Annotated in this window: 19 protein-coding genes; 13 read left to right on the top strand and 6 right to left on the bottom strand. The window is 71.8% G+C overall.

Annotated elements, in window-relative coordinates:
• Positions 1-3 precede the first annotated feature (3 nt).
• The 5 genes from OG788_RS05530 to OG788_RS05510 all read left to right on the top strand — a co-directional run bounded on the left by OG788_RS05530 (position 4) and on the right by OG788_RS05510 (position 4,254).
• Positions 4-336: a DUF6193 family natural product biosynthesis protein gene (locus OG788_RS05530; protein WP_406376676.1), complete on the top strand. Its 333-nt coding sequence runs from the start codon at positions 4-6 to the stop codon at positions 334-336.
• A 639-nt stretch (positions 337-975) separates the two neighbouring features.
• On the top strand, positions 976-1,236 hold the full coding sequence (locus OG788_RS05525; protein WP_406369346.1) for a hypothetical protein: 261 nt from the start codon (positions 976-978) through the stop codon (positions 1,234-1,236).
• 133 nt (positions 1,237-1,369) lie between these two features.
• Complete coding sequence (locus OG788_RS05520) at positions 1,370-2,275, top strand: universal stress protein (protein ID WP_406369345.1); 906 nt, start codon at positions 1,370-1,372, stop codon at positions 2,273-2,275.
• Between the two features lie 63 nt (positions 2,276-2,338).
• Positions 2,339-3,361, top strand: a complete 1,023-nt coding sequence (locus OG788_RS05515; RefSeq protein WP_351556096.1) for a zinc-dependent alcohol dehydrogenase — start codon at positions 2,339-2,341, stop codon at positions 3,359-3,361.
• A gap of 5 nt (positions 3,362-3,366) precedes the next feature.
• The gene (locus OG788_RS05510; RefSeq protein ID WP_406369344.1) at positions 3,367-4,254 is read left to right on the top strand and encodes a universal stress protein; all 888 of its coding nucleotides are present in this window, start codon (positions 3,367-3,369) and stop codon (positions 4,252-4,254) included.
• A 5-nt stretch (positions 4,255-4,259) separates the two neighbouring features.
• On the opposite strand, the gene ppk2 is transcribed toward OG788_RS05510, so the two are convergent.
• Positions 4,260-5,063 (bottom strand): polyphosphate kinase 2, encoded by an 804-nt coding sequence (gene ppk2 / locus OG788_RS05505; protein ID WP_351556102.1) that lies wholly within the window; start codon positions 5,061-5,063, stop codon positions 4,260-4,262.
• An 85-nt stretch (positions 5,064-5,148) separates the two neighbouring features.
• Here ppk2 and OG788_RS05500 point away from each other — a divergent pair, with 85 nt between their 5' ends.
• Together OG788_RS05500 and OG788_RS05495 are read left to right on the top strand one after the other, a co-directional pair.
• Positions 5,149-7,533: a phosphoketolase gene (locus tag OG788_RS05500; RefSeq protein ID WP_406369343.1), complete on the top strand. Its 2,385-nt coding sequence runs from the start codon at positions 5,149-5,151 to the stop codon at positions 7,531-7,533.
• Positions 7,534-7,605: 72 nt separating this feature from the next.
• Entirely contained in the window at positions 7,606-9,984 is a 2,379-nt protein-coding gene (locus OG788_RS05495) for a glycoside hydrolase family 65 protein (RefSeq protein WP_406369342.1), read from the top strand.
• 126 nt (positions 9,985-10,110) lie between these two features.
• On the opposite strand, the gene OG788_RS05490 is transcribed toward OG788_RS05495, so the two are convergent.
• The 3 genes from OG788_RS05490 to OG788_RS05480 all read right to left on the bottom strand — a co-directional run bounded on the left by OG788_RS05490 (position 10,111) and on the right by OG788_RS05480 (position 12,219).
• Complete coding sequence (locus OG788_RS05490; protein ID WP_406369341.1) at positions 10,111-10,566, bottom strand: universal stress protein; 456 nt, start codon at positions 10,564-10,566, stop codon at positions 10,111-10,113.
• Between the two features lie 358 nt (positions 10,567-10,924).
• Entirely contained in the window at positions 10,925-11,629 is a 705-nt protein-coding gene (locus OG788_RS05485; protein ID WP_406369340.1) for a response regulator, read from the bottom strand.
• A 125-nt stretch (positions 11,630-11,754) separates the two neighbouring features.
• Positions 11,755-12,219 (bottom strand): Crp/Fnr family transcriptional regulator, encoded by a 465-nt coding sequence (locus OG788_RS05480; protein WP_406369339.1) that lies wholly within the window; start codon positions 12,217-12,219, stop codon positions 11,755-11,757.
• A gap of 497 nt (positions 12,220-12,716) precedes the next feature.
• Between OG788_RS05480 and OG788_RS05475 the strand changes: the two genes are divergently transcribed.
• Complete coding sequence (locus OG788_RS05475) at positions 12,717-13,340, top strand: hypothetical protein (protein WP_406369338.1); 624 nt, start codon at positions 12,717-12,719, stop codon at positions 13,338-13,340.
• Positions 13,341-13,789: 449 nt separating this feature from the next.
• Entirely contained in the window at positions 13,790-14,674 is an 885-nt protein-coding gene (locus OG788_RS05470; protein WP_406369337.1) for a universal stress protein, read from the top strand.
• Positions 14,675-14,866: 192 nt separating this feature from the next.
• Here OG788_RS05470 and OG788_RS05465 read toward each other — a convergent pair whose 3' ends face one another.
• Both OG788_RS05465 and OG788_RS05460 read right to left on the bottom strand, forming a co-directional pair.
• Positions 14,867-15,532: a DUF4389 domain-containing protein gene (locus OG788_RS05465; protein WP_406376675.1), complete on the bottom strand. Its 666-nt coding sequence runs from the start codon at positions 15,530-15,532 to the stop codon at positions 14,867-14,869.
• Between the two features lie 58 nt (positions 15,533-15,590).
• On the bottom strand, positions 15,591-16,175 hold the full coding sequence (locus tag OG788_RS05460) for a hypothetical protein (RefSeq protein WP_406369336.1): 585 nt from the start codon (positions 16,173-16,175) through the stop codon (positions 15,591-15,593).
• 169 nt (positions 16,176-16,344) lie between these two features.
• Between OG788_RS05460 and OG788_RS05455 the strand changes: the two genes are divergently transcribed.
• The 4 genes from OG788_RS05455 to OG788_RS05440 all read left to right on the top strand — a co-directional run bounded on the left by OG788_RS05455 (position 16,345) and on the right by OG788_RS05440 (position 20,654).
• Complete coding sequence (locus OG788_RS05455) at positions 16,345-17,415, top strand: zinc-dependent alcohol dehydrogenase family protein (protein ID WP_406369335.1); 1,071 nt, start codon at positions 16,345-16,347, stop codon at positions 17,413-17,415.
• 53 nt (positions 17,416-17,468) lie between these two features.
• Positions 17,469-18,449 (top strand): helix-turn-helix domain-containing protein, encoded by a 981-nt coding sequence (locus OG788_RS05450; RefSeq protein ID WP_406369334.1) that lies wholly within the window; start codon positions 17,469-17,471, stop codon positions 18,447-18,449.
• Positions 18,450-18,663: 214 nt separating this feature from the next.
• Positions 18,664-19,107, top strand: coding sequence for a pyridoxamine 5'-phosphate oxidase family protein (locus OG788_RS05445; protein WP_406369333.1), 444 nt, complete (start codon positions 18,664-18,666; stop codon positions 19,105-19,107).
• Positions 19,108-19,142: 35 nt separating this feature from the next.
• On the top strand, positions 19,143-20,654 hold the full coding sequence (locus tag OG788_RS05440) for a hypothetical protein (protein ID WP_406376674.1): 1,512 nt from the start codon (positions 19,143-19,145) through the stop codon (positions 20,652-20,654).
• Positions 20,655-20,856: the final 202 nt, after the last annotated feature.

Here is a 20,856-nt window from a genome sequence, read left to right as displayed (position 1 = left end):
GACATGGCTGCTGGAGCGTCGGCCAATGACCCGAGGCTGGTTCGACGACACGTTGCCGCCCATCGCGGCTGCCGCGTACGCGGAGCCCGTGCTCCGCACCCTCTTCCATTTCACACCCACGGCACGCTCAAGTTCATCCGCGATGCTCCCCCGTGGCACGAGCCTCCGATTGATGATCTGCCGTTCGTCGTGCTGGGTGAGCCGCCATACAGCGTCTACACGGGCGGTCGCGCGACCCGCCTCGGAGAGGTAGCGACGGCTGAGGATGCCATCAGTCTGGTGGTGGCTCACCTGCCTGCGGACCTGAGCGCCGATGCAGCCGGCCAACAAGCTTGAGAACCGTCGTGACGCGAGTCACCGTGGGTTCACATCCCACACCCACCGCAGGTGAACGGCCCCTGATCAAGTGTCCCGGTCGGGGGCCGTTCCCGTGTCCACCCCACCCGCGATCGACCGGTGTTCCCCGTGGTTCCCTGCTCGATCGGGCACGCCCTGGGCACGGTTACCGGCCTTCCTCGGTCATGGCGCCTGGGAGTTGCCTCGCCCCGCCGGGCCGGGGCGGCGGGGCGGCTGGCAGGCGTGCGGCGGCCACGTCTGGCGTGGCAGCCCTGCTCAGCGTCTCCGCCTGGTGCTGCACCTGCCCGTGAGGGGCAGTTGATTCGCTCGCGCCCCGCCGCCCGTCGGGGCAGGACCCGTTCGGCACGGGCTCCGAGTGAGGCCGAGGCCTTGTCGCCCCCAGCGGACCGCTCGTAGGCCCGCCGCACCAGGTGGCCGGACGTGCCCACTCGGCGACGGGCTCGTGCAGCGTCCGCGCCGCCTTGGCATGTGCTGACGATGTTCGCCCTCCTCTGGGTCGTCCTCGACAAGGACTTCTTCGATTGCGGTGGCCGTGCACCCGTCCGGAATGAGCCAGAGCGACGGTGACTCGCCCGCCAAGGGTTTCCGATCCGGCGGGGTCGCTGCCCGATCGATGGGGTGGCGTGGATCCGCCGCCCCCGGGCCGGGCCGGTGACACCAGGGTCCACAGGCTCGTCACGGCCGGGCAGCCGGGCAGCCGGGTCGCTCGGCCGGGGCCTCGCCCTGATCGGCGGATTCGTGCTGCGCATCTGCGAGGTTGCGGGCACGGTGAAGGTGGGGCTGATGCGGGTCGCCGAGTGGGTGCCCGCCCCGTACCTGGCCGACGGGTCACAGGTCGACGGCCGCACCGGCCCCCGGGCGGGAAGCGGGACCCCGTGAGGGTTCCGCCTCCCGTGCGGCCGGGTGCGCCGACTTGGGCCGAACGGCCCCCATCGGGGACCTGCGGCCCCTGCCCCCCACATCCGTCTCGACCCGACGCTGGAATCCGGCCCCCGATCAGGAGGTGGACACCATGCCCCGCACTGTCACCGTAGGTCTCGACGGTTCGTCCGAGAGCCTTGCCGCCGCCGAATGGGCCGCCCGCGAGGCGCGGCTGCGCGCTCTGCAGGTCAGGTTGGTCAACGTCTGGGAACCGGCACCCGACCCCATGGCCCAGGCGCCGTTGCTCGGTGACGAGACCCATCAGCACTGGAGCGAGCGGATCCCGCGAGAAGCGGCCGAAGGAGTACGGGCACGCCACCCCGGGATCGACGTCACGACGGAACAGCTCACCGGCCGGCCCGCGGAGGCGCTGCTCAAGGCGGCGGACGACGCCGAACTCCTGGTCCTCGGCACCCGTGGGCTGAGTGGCGTGGGCGGCTTCATGGTCGGCTCGGTCGGCCTGGCCGTCGTGGCGCACGCCGGGCGCCCCGTCGTGTTCGTACGCGCCGGAGAACAGGCCGCGGACGAGCACCTGATGGATCCCTCGGGCATACCGTCCGCCGTGGCGCCCTTCCGTCCCGTCGTGGTGGGCCTCGACACCACCGGCCCGGACGCCACGCTGATCGGCTTCGCCTTCGAGGCGGCGTCCTTGCGGGCCACGGCGCTGCGGGTCGTGCACTCCTGGAACGAGCCGCCCTACATCGCGTACGGACTGCCCCCGGACCTCGAGATGAACGCCGCTCTCGCCGCGCGGGAGGCCGCCGCCGTGACGGACGTGCTGCGCCCCTGGCGGGAGAAGTACCCGGCCGTGGAGGTCGTCGAGGACACCCTGTCCGGAAAGGCCGCCAACCACCTCGTGGACGCGTCCCGGGAGGCGTCGCTCGTCGTCGTGGGCCGGCGTGCCCGGCGCGCCACGCTCGGAGCCCACATCGGACCGGTCACCCACGCCGTACTGCACCACTCCACCGCACCCGTCGCCGTCGTCCCGCACCCCTGATCACCACGGGCCGCCCTCGACCGAGCACCGATCGCGGCCCGACCGCGCAAGGAGAGTCATTCCATGAAGGCAGCAGTCGTACGAGCGTTCGGTGAGCCGCTGGTCATCGAGGAGCGTCCCGACCCCGAGCCCGGACCCGGCCAGGTCCGCATCCGGGTGGAGGCCTCCGGGCTGTGCCACACCGACATCCACGCAGCCCACGGCGACTGGCCGGTCAAGCCGACCCCGCCGTTCGTCCCCGGGCACGAGGGCGTCGGCCTGGTCGAGGCGCTCGGCGACGGCGTCACCCACCTGGCCGTGGGACAGCGGGTCGCCGTGCCCTGGCTGGGCAGTGCGTGCGGACGCTGCGAGCACTGTCTCTCCGGCTGGGAGACACTCTGCGAGCAGCAGATCAACACCGGCTACGGGTGCGACGGCGGCTACGCCGAGAAGATGCTCGCCCGGGCCGACTTCGCCCAGCCCGTGCCCGAGGGGATCTCCCCGCTCGACGCGGCCCCGCTCACCTGCGCCGGCGTCACCACGTACAAGGCCCTGAAGGTCGCCGACGTCAGGCCCAGCCAGTTGGTCGCCATCTCCGGAGTGGGCGGACTCGGCCACCTGGCCGTGCAGTACGCGAAGATCGCCGGGGCGACCGTGGCGGCGATCGACGTCACCGACGACAAACTCGAACTCGCCGCGGAACTCGGCGCCGACATCGTGATCGACGCCCGCAAGGAGGACCCCGGCGAGGTCCTCAAGCGCCACGGCGGCGCGCACGCCGCGCTCGCCCTCGCGGTGAACGAGGCCGCCTTCTCCGCGGTCTACACCGGGCTGCGGCGCGGCGGAAAGCTCGTCATGGTCGCGATGCCGGCGCACGGCACCATCCCGGTCCCGATCTTCGAGACCGTGCTGAACGGCACCTCCGTGATCGGCTCCATCGTCGGGACCCGGCAGGACCTGGCCGAGGTCTTCGAACTGCACGCCGCGGGCAGGACCAGAGTCATCCGCGAGTCCCGGCCCCTCGCCTCCGTCAACGAGTCCATCGACGAGGTGCTGCAGGGCCGGATCCAGGCCCGGATCGTCTTCGACTTCGGCGAAGGGAGCTGACCGCCGTGGATCTGCCCCTCGTCGTGGGTGTCGACGGGTCCGAGCCCGGCATGCGCGCCGTGGACTGGGCCACGGACGAGGCAGCCCTGCGTGGTCTGCCGCTCCGTCTGGTCTACGCCTCGCTCTGGGAACGCTACGAAGGCGCCGCCCTCGCCGAGGGGCTGGGCCGCTCCTCGGAGCAGATCATGGCCGACAGGATCGTCGAGGCCGCCGCCGAGCGCGCCCACCGTCGCGACGCCGGGGTGAAGGTCACCACCGACGTGCTGCCCGAGGACGCGGTGAGCATGCTGCTGACGGAGGGCTTCGGCGCCACCGCGCTCGTGCTCGGGTCGCGGGGTCGCAGCGGTATCGCCGAAAGGCTCCTGGGGTCGGTGAGCCTCACGGTCGCCGCCCGCGCCCACTGCCCGGTGATCGTGCTGCGCGGCGGTCACGGCAACCAGGTCGGGGCCGGCCGGCACCGGCGGGTCGTCCTCGGGGTCGGGGACCCCTCGCAAGGCGACGCGGCCACCCGCTTCGCCTTCCGGGAGGCGGCGGAACGCGGGGTCCCGCTGGAAGCCGTACGGGCCTGGCGGAGCCCCGCGCACGAGACGACCGACCACCCGCCGATGAAGGGCGAGCCCGTCCGGACGCACGAACAGCGCGCGGCGGACATCCTGGACGAGGCACTGAGCGGGGCCTCGGGCGACCGTCCGGCCGTGGACGTGCACCGGCGCACCGTCGAGGGGACCGCCCGCAAAGTGCTGCTGGAGGCCTCCGCCGAGGCCGATCTGCTCGTCGTGGGGGTCCGGCGGCACGACAGTCACGGGCACATCGGGATGCAGCTCGGCCGGGTCGCCCACGCGGCCCTGCACCACGCGGCCTGCCCGGTCGCCGTCGTGCCTCTCCGGGGATGAGCGGCTCAGAGGCTCGCCGCGTGATCGGGGACGAAGGTCTGCAGATCGCGCGGCGGGCGCTCGTAGCCCCTCGACGGCGGCCGGCGGGGCAGCTCCAGTACCGGCGGCGGCACCTCGTGGTAGGGAACGGAGTCGAGCAGATGGGCGATCATGTTCAGCCGGGCGCGGCGCTTGTCGTCGCTCTCGACCACGAACCACGGCGCCTCCGAGATGTCCGTGTGCACCAGCATCTCGTCCTTCGCCCGGGAGTACGCCTCCCACCGGGTGATCGACTCCAGGTCCATGGGGGAGAGCTTCCAGCGCCGCGTCGGGTCCTTCAGCCTGCGCCGGAACCGCTTCTGCTGCTCCGCGTCGCTCACCGAGAACCAGTACTTGCGCAGCAGTACGCCCTCCTCCACCAGCATCCGCTCGAAGATCGGGCACTGCCGCAGGAAGAGCTGGTACTCCTCCTTCGTACAGAAGCCCATGACGTGCTCGACCCCGGCGCGGTTGTACCAGCTGCGGTCGAACAGCACGATCTCCCCGGCGGCCGGAAGATGTTCCACGTACCGCTGGAAGTACCACTGGGTGCGCTCGCGCTCGGTCGGCTTGGGCAGCGCCACGATCTGTGCGACGCGCGGGTTCAGATGTTCCGCCACACGCTTGATCGTGCCGCCCTTGCCCGCGGCGTCCCGGCCCTCGAAGACCACCACCACGCGGGCGCCCTCGGTCCGCACCCACTCCTGAAGCTTGACCAGTTCCGTCTGCAGTCGCAGCAGCTCCCGCTCGTACGCCGCAAGCGGCACCTTCGCCGTCTTCTTGCCGGCCATGCCGCCTCCTCGCCCGAGGACGCCTCACGCGAAGCGTCCCGTTGACCTGCCTCGCCGACGTACCCCGATGACTTACGGAGTCACCATGACCAAGGTCGAACACCAGGACAGCACCGTACTGACCGACGAGGAACTGCGCACCCTGGACGCCCACTGGCGGGCCGCCAACTACCTTGCCGTGGGCCAGATCTACCTGCTCGCCAACCCCCTGCTCACCGAGCCCCTGACCCCCGCGCACATCAAGCCCCGGCTACTCGGCCACTGGGGTACCTCGCCCGGCCTCAACCTGGTCCACACCCACCTGAACCGTGTCGTGACGGCCCGCGGCCTGGACGCGCTGTGCGTCTGGGGCCCCGGGCACGGGGGCCCTGCCGTGCTGGCGAACTCCTGGCTCGAGGGCACCTACAGCGAGACGTATCCCACCGTGTCCCGCGACACCGAGGGCATGGGGAAACTGTTCCGGCAGTTCTCCTTCCCCGGCGGGGTGCCCAGCCATGTCGCGCCGGAGACGCCCGGCTCCATCCACGAGGGCGGCGAACTCGGCTACTCCCTCGCCCACGCCTACGGCGCCGCCTTCGACAACCCGGACCTGCTCGTCGCCTGTGTGATCGGCGACGGCGAGGCGGAGACCGGACCCCTCGCCGCGTCCTGGCACTCCAACAAGTTCCTCGACCCGGTCTACGACGGCGCCGTCCTGCCGATCCTGCACCTCAACGGCTACAAGATCGCCAACCCGACGGTGCTCTCCCGGATCCCGGAGTCCGAACTCGACGAACTGCTGCGAGGGTACGGTCACGACCCGATCCATGTGACCGGCGACGACCCGCTGCGGGTGCACCGTGCCATGGCCGCCGCGTTCGACCAGGCCCTGGACCGGATCGCACTGCTCCAGCGCACCGCCCGCGAGGACGGCGTGGCCGAGCGGGCACGCTGGCCCATGATCGTGCTGCGTACCCCGAAGGGCTGGACCGGCCCCGCGGAGGTCGACGGCGAGCCCGTCGAAGGTACCTGGCGCGCCCACCAGGTGCCGCTGGCAGGAGTCCGCGAGAACCCCGAGCACCTGCGGCAGTTGGAGACCTGGCTGCGCTCCTACCGCCCCGAGGAGCTCTTCGACGCCGAGGGACGGCCGGTGGCCGACGTGCTGGCCTGCGTGCCCGACGGCTCCCGGCGGCTGGGCGCCACCCCGCACGCCAACGGCGGCCTCCTCGTCCGCGATCTGCCGCTTCCGCCCCTGGAGCGGTTCGCCGTGCCCGTCGACAAGCCGGGCGTCACCCTGCACGAGCCGACCCGCGTGCTGGGCGACCTCCTCGAACACGTCATGCGGGAGACCTCGCAGCGCCGCGACTTCCGGCTGGTCGGCCCCGACGAGACGGCCTCCAACCGGCTGGACGCCGTCTTCGGCGCCAGCGGCAAGGCCTGGCAGGCACAGACCCTTCCGGTGGACGAACACCTCGACCGGCACGGCCGCGTCATGGAGATCCTCTCCGAACACCTCTGCCAGGGCTGGCTGGAGGGCTATCTCCTCACCGGCCGGCACGGACTGTTCTCCTGCTACGAGGCGTTCGTGCACATCGTCGACTCCATGGTCAACCAGCACATCAAGTGGCTGAGGACCTCACGCGAACTGCCCTGGCGCGCCCCGATCGCCTCCCTCAACTACCTGCTGACCTCGCACGTGTGGCGCCAGGACCACAACGGCTTCTCCCACCAGGACCCCGGCTTCGTCGACCACGTCCTCAACAAGAGCCCCGAGGTCGTACGGGTCTACCTCCCGCCGGACGCCAACACCCTGCTGTCCGTGGCGGATCACGTGCTGCGCAGCCGCGACTACGTGAACGTCGTCGTCGCGGGCAAACAGCCCTGCTTCGACTGGCTGTCCATGGACCAGGCCCGCGCCCACTGCGCCCGCGGGGCCGGCATCTGGGACTGGGCGGGCTCGGTGACCGGGGACCGGGAGCCCGACGTCGTCCTCGCCTGCGCCGGTGACGTCCCCACCCAGGAGATCCTGGCCGCCTGCGACCTGCTGCGCCGCCATCTGCCGGAGGTCGCCGTCCGGGTCGTCAACGTCGTCGACATGACCCGGCTGCTGCCGCGCGAGGAACACCCGCACGGGATGAGCGACTTCGAGTACGACGGACTGTTCACCACGGACAAGCCGGTGATCTTCGCGTACCACGGCTATCCCTGGCTCATCCACCGCCTCGCCTACCGACGCACCGGCCACCGGCACCTCCACGTACGCGGCTACAAGGAGATGGGCACCACCACGACCCCCTTCGACATGGTCGTCCGCAACGACATGGACCGCTACCGCCTCGTCATGGACGTCATCGACCGCGTCCCCGGCCTCGGCGTCCGTGCCGCCGCCGTGCGCCAGAAGATGGCCGACGCCCGCTCCCGCCACCACGACTGGATCCGCGAGCACGGCACCGACCTCCCCGAGGTCGCGGACTGGACCTGGACCGGCTGACGAGCGCCGTCCGCCGTCCCCCGGAGCATGCCCCCGGGGGACGGCACGGCACCCGTACCGGAGGATGGAGACATGCGCGACGGCACCTGGGAGTACGAGGGCTACGACCCGGCACAGGAACGCCTGCGCGAGTCGCTGTGCACCCTCGGCAACGGCTACTTCGCGACCCGCGGCGCCGCCCCGGAGTGCGCCGCGGACGCCGTCCACTACCCCGGCACATACGCGGCGGGCTGCTACGACCGCCTCACCTCCGACGTGGCCGGACGCCGGGTCGAGAACGAGGACATGGTCAACCTCCCCAACTGGCTGCCGCTCCGGCTGCGGACCGCCACCGGGACCTGGCTCACCCCCGACTCCCACCGACTGCTCGACCACCACCTGCGCCTCGACCTTGGCGCGGGCACCCTGGAGCGCACCGCGCGCTACCAGGACGAGGAGGGCCGGCGCCTCGCCGTGCGGCAGCTGCGCCTGGTCCACATGGCCGATCCCCACCTCGCCCTGCTGCGCACCGAGGTGACGGCCGAGGGCTGGTCAGGTCCCGTCGAGATCGAATCGGCGCTCGACGGAACGGTCACCAACAGCGGAGTCGAGCGCTACCGCGAACTCGCCTCCCGCCACCTCACGCACCCGCGCACCGGCACCCGCCCACCGGACACGGACTGGCTGCGCTGCCGCACCACCACCTCCGGCATCCGGATCGCGCTGGCCGCCCGGACGGTCGTCGACGCGCCCGCCCGGGCCACCGACGCGCACACACCGGGACGCGCCGCCCGGCTGCTCCGGCTCTCCCTGACCGACGGCCGGACGGTGACCGTGGACAAGACGGTCGCTCTGCACACCTCCCGCGACCGGGCGATCAAGAACCCGCTGCACGCGGCGCTCGAACGGGTGGGCCGCGCCGCCGACTTCGGGACGCTGCTGGACACGCATCGCACCGCCTGGCGACAGCTGTGGCGCACCGCGGACCTGGACATCCCGAACAGTGCCGGTCCGATCCTGCGTCTGCATCTGTTCCATGTGCTGCAGACACTCTCCCCGCACACCGCGGAGCTGGACGTCGGTGTCCCGGCCCGCGGGCTGCACGGCGAGGCCTACCGGGGGCACGTCTTCTGGGACGAACTGTTCGTGCTGCCGTATCTGAACCTCCATTTCCCCGAGGTCGCGCGCGCCCTGCTCACCTATCGCCACCGCCGCCTGGAACGGGCCCGCCGGGCGGCCCAGGACGCCGGACGCACCGGGGCGATGTACCCGTGGCAGAGCGGCAGCGACGGGCGCGAGGAGACCCAGCAGCTGCACCTGAACCCGCGCTCCGGGCGCTGGCTGCCCGACCACTCTCGGCTCCAGCATCACGTCGGATCGGCGATCGCGTACAACGTGTGGCAGTACTGCGAGGCGAGCGGAGACACCGAGTTCCTGCACACCAAGGGCATCGAGATGCTCGTGCAGATCGCCCGCTTCTGGGCCGGCTTCGCCGCCTACGACGGCTCGCTCGGCCGTTATCGCATCCGCGGTGTCGTCGGACCCGACGAGTACCACGACGCCTACCCGGGTGCCGACGAACCAGGGCTCGACGACAACGCGTACACCAATGTCACGGCTGCCTGGGTGCTCGCCCGCACCCTCGACGCGCTGCGCGAGCTGCCCGAACTCGTCCGCCGGGACCTCGTCGAGCGGACCGGCCTCGACTCCGCGGAACTCGGCCTCTGGGACGACGTGTCGCGCGGACTGCACGTACCCTTCCACGCCGGTGTCATCAGCCAGTTCGAGGGCTACGGCGACCTCGCGGAACTCGACTGGGCGGGATACCGCGAACGGTACGGCGACATCCGGCGGCTCGACCGGATCCTGGAGTCCGAGGGCGACAGCGTCAACCGCTACCAGGCCTCGAAGCAGGCCGACGTGCTGATGCTGGGCCAGCTCTTCTCGCCCGCCGAACTCGGCGGCCTGTTCCGCCGACTCGGACACGAGATGGACGACACCCTCTGGAACCGCACCGTCGACCACTACCTCGGCCGTACGAGCCACGGCTCGACGCTGAGCAGCCTGGTGCACGGCTGGGTGCTGGCCCGGGCCCGGCGCGCCGACGCCTGGACGTACGTTCACGAAGCCCTGCTGGGCGACATCGCCGACCTGCAGGGCGGCACCACGGGAGAGGGCATCCACCTGGGCGCCATGGCGGGCACCCTCGATCTCGTCCAGCGCGGCCTGACCGGCCTCGAGACCCGCGGCGGAGTGCTCCGGCTCGACCCGGTTCCGCTGCCGGAGCTGTCCGAGTACCACTTCACGATCCGCTACCGAGGCCATCGGGGCGTACAACTGCGCCTGAGCGCAGGGAGGTTGAGCGTCAGCGTCCCGGACTCGGGCGAGTCCCCGATCGACATCGCACTGCCGGACCGAACCGTCTCGGTCGCTCCGGGGGAGTCCTGCACCCTCACCTTGCCGGAACGGTGATCCCCGACCCGCGACGCGTGGCCCGCTATCGGTGGCCCGCGACGCGTGGCCCGCGATCGGAGGCCCGCGACCGTGCTCCGGTGACGTGCGACCGGTGGCCGGACGCACGGCCACCGCCCGCCCGCGTCAGTGCGGGACCACCGTCACAGGGCACCTGGCGTGGCTCAGTACGGCCATGAGCGTGGGCCCGAGCGTCGCGCCACCGCGGCCCACGACGACAAGCCCGGCTGTGTCCGAGGCGTGGACGAGGGCGGTCGGGGGGCTCTGGAGACGGACGTCCTCGTAGACACGTACACGCGGACACTTCTCGCGCCACGGCCGTAGGGCATCCGCCAGTAGCTGGACCTCCTCGTCCTCCCAGGCGCCCCGGTCCTCCTCCGGCGGAGCGACCGGCAGCGACGGTCCCGCGGGAGCGGGAAGGCGCCAGGCGTGGACGGCGTGCAGCGGGGCACCGCGTCGCAGCGCGGCCTCGAAGGCGAAGCCCGTGACGGCGTCGCACGGACGGCGGGCATCGATGCCGAGCACCACCGGCCGGACCCTCTCCTGCCCGGGGTCGTGACCGACAGCGATCGGCTGCGCCATGGCGGTTCACCCTTCATCGTCCGTGAGCAACGCCTTCGTGCGGGAAGCGCGCCTTCACCGTCCACCCGCTCCACCCCTCGCGCACAGGGGTCGGACGGATCCGGTGAGGGCCGGGAGCGGGGCCGATCGGCCCATGCGGCGTACCCGGTCAGCCCCTGGGACGGACCCCGAGCCCGGCTGACCGTCGGCCGATCCGCGACAGGGCACGTGGGGGACGGTTCGCGTACCTTCGGGAGGGCGGTCCCGCGCATCGGGACTCGGCCGGGATGGTGGTCCGCCGCTCCGGGACTCGTCGCGTGACGTGGTGGTCGACCGGGCCGGCCTCAGCGGGTGTGGTGGTGATCGGCCGATTCGGGGCTCAGCGGGTGTGGTAGTGGTCGGCCGATTCGGGGTGTTCGAGGTGGTTGGCCATCACCGCGGCCTGGACACGGCGCTGGACGCCGAGTTTGGCCAGCAGCCGGGAGATGTGGTTCTTCACCGTCTTCTCGGACAGGTAGAGCTTCTTGCCGATCTCGCGGTTGGTGAGTCCGTCCCCGATCAGCGCGAGGATGTCCCGTTCACGCGGCGAGAGACTGGCGAGTTCGGGCGAGAGGGCCGGTTCCTCGGCGGGGTCCGTGCGCAGCTTGCGCATGAGCCGGGCGGTCGTCGTGGGGTCCAGCATCGACTGGCCCGACGCGACGGTGCGGACCGCCGAGACCAGATCGGATCCCTTGATCTGCTTCAGCACATAGCCCGACGCGCCGGCCATGATCGCGTCGAGCAGGGCTTCCTCGTCGTCGAACGACGTCAGCATCAGACAGGACAGCTCGGGCATCTGGCTGCGCAGTTCCCGGCAGACGCTGATGCCGTCGCCGTCCGGCAGCCGTACGTCGAGGACGGCCACGTCCGGGCGCAGCGCCGGGCCGCGCACCAGGGCGTGCTCGACGTTGCCCGCGTCGCCCACCACCGAGATGTCCGGCTCCGCGTCCAGGAGATCCGTCAGACCGCGGCGCACCACCTCGTGGTCGTCCAGCAGGAAGACCCGGATCGGGTTCTGCTCGGAGAAGGTACCCGCCTCGGCCATGACGACCCCTCGTTCAGTGATGGTTGACCACGGACCGTGAGCCCGCTCACGACGATCATCACGCGTCGGGACCGAACGCACTAGGGCCGACCGGCCCAATGCGAGCCTCAGCGTGACGATCGCGGTCAGCGTGCGTCGCCGCTGCCGTAGGGGGCGTACAGGTCGAGCAACCGGGTGCGGGCCGACTGGAGCCGGTGGGCGACGATCTCGCCCGCCCACTGCGTCACGGCCATCCCGAGCACGGGATCGGCCTCGCACATCGCCCGAACCACGTCGGCGTCGAACTCGTAGGCGCGTACCGGGCTGGTCGTCTCGGCGCCCAGATGCCAGGTGTGCGGCGCGAACAGCCAGGACCAGCCGACGAGTTCGTTGTGTCCGAGGATCTCGATGACGGCCGCGCGGCGACCCGGCACCCGCAGGTCGAGGGCCACCGTGCCGGTCCGGATGATCCAGAACCGGTCGGCGTGCCGGCCTTCCTCGAACAGTCGGGTGCCCTCCGGGAACGACACCTCGCGGGCGAGCGGCAGCAGTCGTTCCCGGTGCTCGACGGGCAGCGCCCGCAGCATGGTGGACGTGGTGGAAGTGTTCATGATCTGCCTCTTCCTGGTGCGCGACGCTTCCACCCCCCAATGTCTTCCCGCGCCCCGCCCGCCGCCATGGGCCACCCGGCCCCGACCGCGGGCCGCATGGCACCGGCCGCGGCCGAAGGGCCCGGCGCCTCCGCGGGCGACGCCCCGATCGTGTGGGGCACAGGGAACCGGAGGCCCGCACCCGCCTCGGTCCGGTGGCCCACGCGGTGCCGCACCACGCCGACTGTTCGGTGGCCGTCGTCCCGCACGCCTACAAGATGCGCCGGGCCGCCGCGCGCAGGCCGATGCGAGTCGGCGCATTCGGCGCAGGAACGAACTCCTTGATGGAGAAGCCTGGTTGGTGACGGCGTGCGGCCCGGCCGGTCCTCGCAGAGGGACCTTCGGCCCTGCCGCCAGGGACCCGAGGCCCCTCCGAACTCCCTTGCCACCACGAGACATTGAAAGCGCAACAGACGCCACCGCGAACTCGTCGAACACCCCTCGGAGGGATGAGCATCATGGCAGTCCACGAGCAACCCCACCGGCACGCAGGGTTCCGCTTCCCGTCGCTGCGCAGGACCCGTTCGGCACAGGCACCCGGTGAGGCCGTGACCTCGTCGGCCACGGTGGCCGCCTCCTACGCCTTCGCGGGTCTGCGGCTGCTGACGGGGTTCGTGTTCCTGTGGGCCTTCCTCGACAAGACCTTCGGCTTCGGCTACGCCACCCCGTCCGGCAAGGGCTGGATCGACGGCGGCTCGCCCACCAAGGGATTCCTCGGTGGTGTCGCGGCCGGCCCGATGGACTCGACGTTCCATTCCTGGGCCGGGGACACCTGGGCCGACTGGCTGTTCATGGCCGGGCTGCTGGGCGTCGGTGTCGCCCTGATCGCCGGTGTCGCCCTGCGGCTCGCCGCGGTCGCGGGCACGGTGATGATGGCGCTGATGTGGGTCGCCGAGTGGCCGCCCGTCCGGCATCTGTCCGACGGTTCGCCCAGCATGTCGACGAACCCCTTCGCCGACTACCACGTGATCTACGCGGTCGTGCTGATCGCCCTCGCCGCGGCGGGCGCGGGTGCCACCTGGGGCCTGGGCCGGCTCTGGGAGCGGCTCCCCGTCGTGAGCCGCAACCCCTGGCTGCGGTGACCGCAGGGCCAGGGCAAGCACCGGGGCGCCCCCGTGCGTGTGCGGGGGCGCCCCGCCGCGTGCGGTGGCCTCTTCGCGGTGCTCCGCCGCGCGGGGGCGGAGCGTTCTGCCGACGCGGTCGAGGTCTGTCCGTCTGCGAGGGCCTCGGCGATGACGGTCTGCCGGGCGCCGCCCGCCCGTGAACAGCAATCGCCGGCCCATATGAACAGCAATCGGCGGCACACATGAACAGCCGTCGCCGGAACACGTGAGTGGACGCATCTCCGTCCGGGAGCGGCAGGTCGCCCCGCAGGGCCGGCCCAGGGGGCGCCGTCCTGGCAGGAACGCGACGTCCGGTTCGAAGTCCTGTGCCGCATGGGCCGGTTGGCCCCTGTCGAGGACCAGCGGCCCCTCTTCCCGCACCCGTGCGGACACAAGACTGATCACGCATCCCTCAAGGAGGTCCTCACATGTCCCGCACCATCGTCGTCGGTCTCGACGGCTCGCCCGAGAGTCTCGCGGCAGCCGAGTGGGCGGCCCGCGAAGCCCGGCTCACGGACACGCGGCTGCGTCTCGTGCACGCCTGGTTGTGGCACCCCTCCGTGTACGGCCCCCTGGCCGGCGTCTCGGTTCCGCCGCCGGCGGAGGACCCGCAGCGCGCGTGGGCCGAACGACTGCCGCACGAGACAGCAACGAAGCTCACCGCGGACCACCCGGGTCTGTCCGTCGTCGCCGAGCGCGTCGCCGAACAGCCTGTCACGGCTCTGCTCGCCGCCGCCGAGGACGCCGAGCTGCTGGTCCTCGGGTCCAGGGGCCTGAGCGGGATCGCCGGATTCCTGACGGGATCCGTCGCGCAATCGGTGGTGGCCCGGAGCCGGACGCCTGTCGTTCTCGTACGAGCCGGAGCGGGGCCGGAGGAAGCGTCCGGGAGGGAGGACGTCGTCCTCGGTCTCGACCTGGAGCACCCGGACGCCTCGGTGCTCGGGTTCGCCTTCCGGGCCGCGGCCCACAGAGCCGCCGACCTGCGCGTCGTCCACGGCTGGAGTCTGCCGCCCTACTACGGCTACAGCGGAGCCACCGACACGGCGGTCAACGCGCAGCTGATCGCCGCGGCGCAAGAGCGGCTGACGGAAGTCCTGAGCCCCTGGCGCGAGAAGTTCCCCGGCGTCGAGGTGCGGGAGCAGGCCGTGATCGGCGGCGCGGCTCCGCACCTCGTGGACGCCTCGCGGAACGCGGCGCTGGTCGTGGTCGGGCGCCGCAACCGGCAGACCCCGGTCGGCACCCACATCGGACCGGTGACCCAAGCGGTACTGCACCACTCCACCGCACCGGTCGCGGTGATCCCGCACGACTGACCCGCACGACTGCCCACGCTGTTCACGGCGCGTGACCGGGTGACCAGGTGACCAGGTGACCCGGTGACCGCACGGTCGCCGACAGGCGGCCAAGGGCCCGGAGGTCTACGACCCCGGGCCCTCGGCCGCCTGGCCGCCCGGACGGATCCACGGCCGCGCCCCGTCGCCCACCGGCTTGCCGTCCGGTACCGGTCAGCGGTCCTGCCGCGGTCCGAATTCGGCCGCGCTCTCCTCCGAGCCGCCCATGTCCAGGCGGAACGGTGGATAGACGTCGGTCATCAGGGCGGCGTAGGCGGCCACACGCAGCACCCACCGGTTGAGGCCCATGATCAGGGCGTACAGATCCTTCGGGTACTTCTCGGTGAAGGCCAGTGCGAAGCCCGCGAAGATGGTCAGCACGCCGATGAGACCGCCTTCCCACCAGCCGAGGTGGGAGCCGCCGAGGAAGAAGCCGACGACGATGTACTGCGGAATCACCAGCAGCCACCACTTCACGAGCACCAGGCCACGGGAGAGCCGTTCCGGGTAGACGATGTCGAGCCGTGCCGGGTAGTCCCGTTCCTCACCGAGGCTGAACGGTGGATAGCGGTCGGTGCCGAGCGCGCCGTACGAGTAGTAGGCGACGCGCCAACTCCAGCGCAGCACGCCGACGTTGAACTCGAAGAGCCCACGTGGGTAGCGCTCGGTGAAGAGAATGGCGAAGAACGCGATCACGCTCACCACGGTGAAGGCGATCCAGAGGAAGAACAGCACCACGTAGTGCGGAATGGCGAGGATCCACTTCACCAGCCACAGCCAGCGGGACAGCGGTGTGTCGAGACGGGCGTTCACCCTCACGGGGTGATCCGGTGGTCTCATCGGATATGTCGGAGTCGTCAAGGTGATCTGCTCCTTCCGCGTGCGTCGGCGCGCTGAGTCACGGCGTCTTGTGCCCCCACTGCGGTCCGAGTCGTTCCCACTCGCGCGCCCAGCGGTCATAGCGCCGCTGGTCGAGCCGCCACCGTGCGAGGCTGCCCGCCCCGAAGACCAGGCCGCCGAGAGACACCGCGGCGCCGATGCCCAGCAGGCTCGCCTCGGCCGTCGCCGCGCCCGCGGTCGGCGGCGCGCCGGCGAGCCGGCCCTTCGTGTCCATCCAGATCACGACGCGCGCTCCGGCCTTGTGCCCGGATTCCACCAGGGCGCGGCCGGTACGGGCGGAACCGTCCGGCGCGGTCCACCGGACCTTAGCCCGGACCTGGTCGTAGACCGCGCCCTCTCCGGCCGGTACCGCCGCACCCGAACTCTCGACCAGGACGGCCGGGATGGCGTGGCGGTCGTGGCGCAGCCGGGTGAAGGACGTGTCGGCGGCATGGGCCGTCACCAGGCCGGCCACGGTGCCGCCGAGCACCATGACCATCCAGACGATCAGCACGATCCACGCCTCGAAGACGTCGTCACGGCGGCGCAGCGGATTCCTCCGCCAGCGCCAGCACCACTGCCTCGCACCCTGTGCTCCGCGCATGGCACCGCACCTCCTCGTTACACCCCAACAGTGCAAGGGGATCGCGGTGCGCGCGAGCGGTGGCAGGGGCCGCCCGGTCCCGCGGTGGGGACCGATCGGCCCATGCGGGAGACATCTGCCCCGGTCAGGCTGTAAATGCCAGGTCAAGTCACGACGTGAAGGGGTCGTCATGAAGGCACTCGTGTTCCACGCTCCGGGAAGGTCCGCGTGGGAGGACGTGGCCGATCCCGCCATCCAGGACGCCACCGACGCGATCGTGCGCGTGGACACCGTCACCATCTGCGGGACCGACCTGCACATCCTCAAGGGCGACGTCCCGGAGGTCGCCCCCGGCACGGTCCTCGGCCACGAGGCCGTCGGCGAGATCGTCGAGGTGGGCGGCGATGTGCGGACGGTCCGGCCGGGCGATCGTGTTCTGATGTCCTGCATCACGGCGTGCGGCCGCTGCCGCTTCTGCCGAGAGGGCGCCTACGGCCAGTGCCGCGGCGGCGGTGGCTGGATCCTCGGCCATCTGATCAACGGCACACAGGCCGAATACGTCCGCGTTCCGCACGCCGACCTGTCCACGCATCTCCTGCCCGGGGCCGTGGACAGCAAGGACGCGGTCCTGCTGGCCGACATCTTCCCGACCGCGTACGAGGTCGGCGTGCTGAACGGGCGGGTGCGCCCCGGAGACACCGTCGCCGTCGTCGGAGCCGGGCCGGTCGGACTCGCCGCGATAGCGACGGCGAGCCTCTACTCGCCGGAGAGGATCATCGCCGTCGATCTCGCCACCGCCCGCCTCGACGCCGCCAAGCGTCTCGGTGCCGACGCGGTCGCGATGGCCGGAGAGGAGGCCGAGCAGCTCGTCTCCGACCTCACCGACGGGCTCGGAGCCGATGTCGTCGTCGAGGCGGTCGGCGTCCCGGAGAGCTTCGAGATGTGCACGCGCATGGTCCGGCCCGGCGGACACGTCGCCAACGTCGGCGTGCACGGCAGGTCCGCGACCCTGCACCTCGAAAGCCTGTGGAGCAAGAACCTGACGATCACCACGGGCCTGGTGGACACGTACTCCACCCCCACCCTGCTGCGCATGATGGCCGCGGGCCGGCTCCCGGCGGCCTCCCTCGTGACCCACACGTTCCCGCTGGACCGCATGGAGGAGGCGTACGACGTCTTCGCACGGGCCGCCGACACGGGGGCGCTCAAGGTGGTCCTCGGCGAGCCGCAGCACGACGTCCTGACGGTCAGGACGCCCTGACCGTCAGACCGCCCCGGTCGCCGTCACGTCCCGACGGAAGGAAGCGATGGGTCATGTCCGAACCGACACGACGGGCCATGTCCGAACAACCGCGACGGGCCATGTCCGGCGGGAGCCCGAGGAGCGAGGACGGGCCCGAGGGTCCGCCGGGCGCGAGGCCGGAGGCCGACGAGAAGCCCGGCGCCGACACGGAGCGGGGCGGCGACAGGGAGCGGAGCGGCGGGGCGGAACCGGGCGCCGACGTGCCACGGGGCGCCGGCACGGAACCGGGCGCCGACATGCAACGGGACGCCAACATGCGACGGGACGCCGACGCGGAACCGGGTGCTCACATGAGAGCGTGCGTCGAGGAGGTGCCGCGGCGCGCGCCTTTGGCGGCTTCGGCCGCGACCGCACCGGGCGACGTGGGGCGGCGTATCGCCGCCCGACGCGAGGAACTCGGTCTGACCCGGGAGGACACGGCCGACCGCGCGGGTATGGCCGCCGGCTATCTCTGTTACCTGGAGGAGCAGTCCACCGCGATGCCCGGGACGAGTGTCCTGATCCGGCTCGCCGACGCCCTGGACACCAGCGTCGCCGCCCTGCACGGCGGCGAGGCCGACCTCCCGCCGGGCCTCGGGCAGGCGGCCGACCACTCCGAACTCGTCGAACTCGGCCCTGACGAGTGCCAGGCACGGCTGTCCACGCACGGCGTCGGAAGGATCGCCACCGACACCCCGGACGGAATCGTCGTCCTTCCCGTCAACTACAGCGTCATCGACGGAGCGGTCACTTACAGGACGGCGCCCGGCGCGGCGCCCGCCAGGGCGGTCGGCTCCCGGGTCGCCTTCGAGGTCGATCACGTCGACGAGGCACTCAGCCAGGGCTGGAGCGTGCTCGTCCAGGGCCGCGCCCGGGCCGTGACCGATCCCGAGGTCGTTCGCCGCCTCGGCGCTCTCGCCTACAGCGGCCCCTGGGCCGGCGGCGAGGATCGCGACGTGTGGGTACGTGTCGATCAGGACAGGATCACCGGTCGCCGGATCGCCGTGCGGTGATCCGTGCGGTGATCCGGAGTGATCCGGAAGGTGATCCGGAGACCGGTGGATCGCGGCGGGGATCGGGACGTCGTACGCTCCGGCGCCGGGAAGCGGACACTCTCCGTTCACCGGGGACCAATGGCCCTTGTCCCGCTTCCCCGTCCGTACGCAGCCTGAACCAAATGTCGCTCTGTCCCTGTGTCGCCTTATCGCGTGAGAGTTGGCTCCGGTGATGAATCCCAACGACGGATTTCGTGAACTCGGCAGGCAGGAATGCCTGGACCGGCTCGTCGAGGCGCCCATCGGCAGGGTCGTCCACACCCGCAACGCCCTGCCCGCCGTACTGCCGGTCAACTTCAGTCTCGACGCCGAGTTCTCCGTCGTGCTGCGGACTTCGGCGGACTCGGAACTGGCGCGCGCCATCGACGGCGTGGTGGTGGCGTTCGAGGCCGACGCCGTGGACGCGGTCGCGCACTCCGGCTGGAGCGTCGTGGTGACGGGCCGCGCCCTGGTCGTGAACGATCCCGCCGAGCACGCTCACCTGGCCCGGACAGGACCCCGATCGTGGGTGACCTCGCCCAGCGACGTCTTCATCCGCATCGCGTCCGAACTGGTCACCGGCCGGGAGCTCGTCGGCGGCCGCACGCTGTACGGGGTCGACCTGCCCTCCTCCTGAAACCGATCGGTCGCGGTGCGGGCAGGATGCTCCCTGTGAACCATGTCCTGCGCGGGCTCGCCACCAACGCCGCCTTGTCGTCCGAGTCGCTGGACCGGCTGATCGCGGTCGCCGACGCCGACCTGGCCGGGGACCTCGCCGGTCGGGCGGACCTCCGCCGCGCGCAGGCGGTCGCCCTGCTCTCGCGGGTCGAGGAGTGCGGTGTCCAGCTCGCGTACGCGGGACTGTTGACCACCGCCGACATCGACCCCGCGGCACAGCCGCACGCGGCCCTCGCCCTGCTCGACGAGGGATCCGGCAGCCCGGAGTGGGCTCGCCTCTTCGCGGTGGATCCGGTGGTGGAGCACCGGGAGAAGCTGGCCGCCTGCCCCGGCCTCCCGCCCGACGTGGTGGAGACGCTCGCGGCGGACCCGGAGGTCCGCGTCGTCACCGAGCTCGCGCTGTGGACCACACCGGATATGGCCGCCAGGCTCGCGGAGCATCCGCACGCCGAGGTCCGCCGCGCGGTGGCGGCCAACGAGGCGACGCCCCCAGGCGTACTGGCCGCGCTCATCACCGGTGAGGGGCTTCCTCCCGCGCGGCGATGTCTGGTCTGCGACCGCGAGGAAACCCCCTTCGTCCACGACCCGTTCTGCCCGCGGCCCGACTGCGATCTGCTGCCTGGCGCCTCCTGCGACGGCTCCCACGAGTCCACCGTCCACGCGATGCGGCAGTCGGCACTCGGCAACCCCGCCACTCCCACAGAAGCCGTTGTCGGCTTCGCGGACCATCCTTCGACGCTGCTGCGCCGGGCGCTCGCCGTCCGCCCGGACCTGCCCCCGCAGGTGTGCGCACGGCTCGCCTCGGACCCGGCTCCCGGCGTCCGCGCCGACCTCGCCGAGAACCCCGCCACCGACGACGCGCTGATCCGCGAGCTGGCCGACGACCCCGACTCCGACGTGCGCCGCAGGCTCGCCCACCATCCTCGGGTACCGCTCGACGTGCTCACCCGCCTGGCCCGAACGGCCAGGATCGGCGCCACCCTGCTGCCACGGATCGCCGCCGCGTCCTCCGCCGAGGTGCAGGAACTGGCCCGGTCGCGGGACCCGGCAGCGCGCATGCTCCTGGCGCAACGGCGCGATCTGCCGCCGGCGGTCCGCGACGTGCTGGCCGCCGACCCCGACGCCAAGGTCGTGAAGTCCATCGCTCCTCATCCGGGCCTCACCGAGGGGCAGTTGCGCGCCATGGTCGACCGACACGGCGTCCGGGTCCTCGCCCAAGCGGCGAAGAACCCGGACGGGAGTGCGGCACTGCTGCAACACCTGACCCGGCACGAACCGCCCGTGCCGCAGGCGTTCCGCGTGATCGCCCGGCACCGGAACGCGACGGCCCCGACTCTGCTCGCCTGCCTGGCGGACGAACGGGCGAGACCGATCGCAGCCGACCATCCGGCACTTCCGCCGTCGGTCATCGTGGAGTTGCTCACCGACGCCGACGGCGCAGTGGTGGAAGCGGCGGCCGGCAACCCGTCGCTGCCCCTTGCCGTGCTCTCGGAGCTGGTGCCGTAGCCGTACGGACGGACGCCCTTTCAGGACGGGGCGCCCCCAATTTCCGTACGGGTGCCCGCCATCGGAATCTGAGGCCCCAGGGCCGTCGAGAACGGGCTTGTGCGCGGTCTCGACGGGCCCCCGGCCGCGCTGTCACCGCGGTTCCGGCCCCCCGGGTCGACGACCTCCGCGCAGGTCGGTACCTGCCCGTACGGACCTTCGG

It is taken from the genome of Streptomyces sp. NBC_00647 (genome assembly GCF_045207245.1).
Classification (GTDB): Bacteria; Actinomycetota; Actinomycetes; order Streptomycetales; family Streptomycetaceae; genus Streptomyces.
Note: the sequence above shows the minus strand (reverse complement) of the source record. Positions and strands in the feature narration are given on the sequence as shown.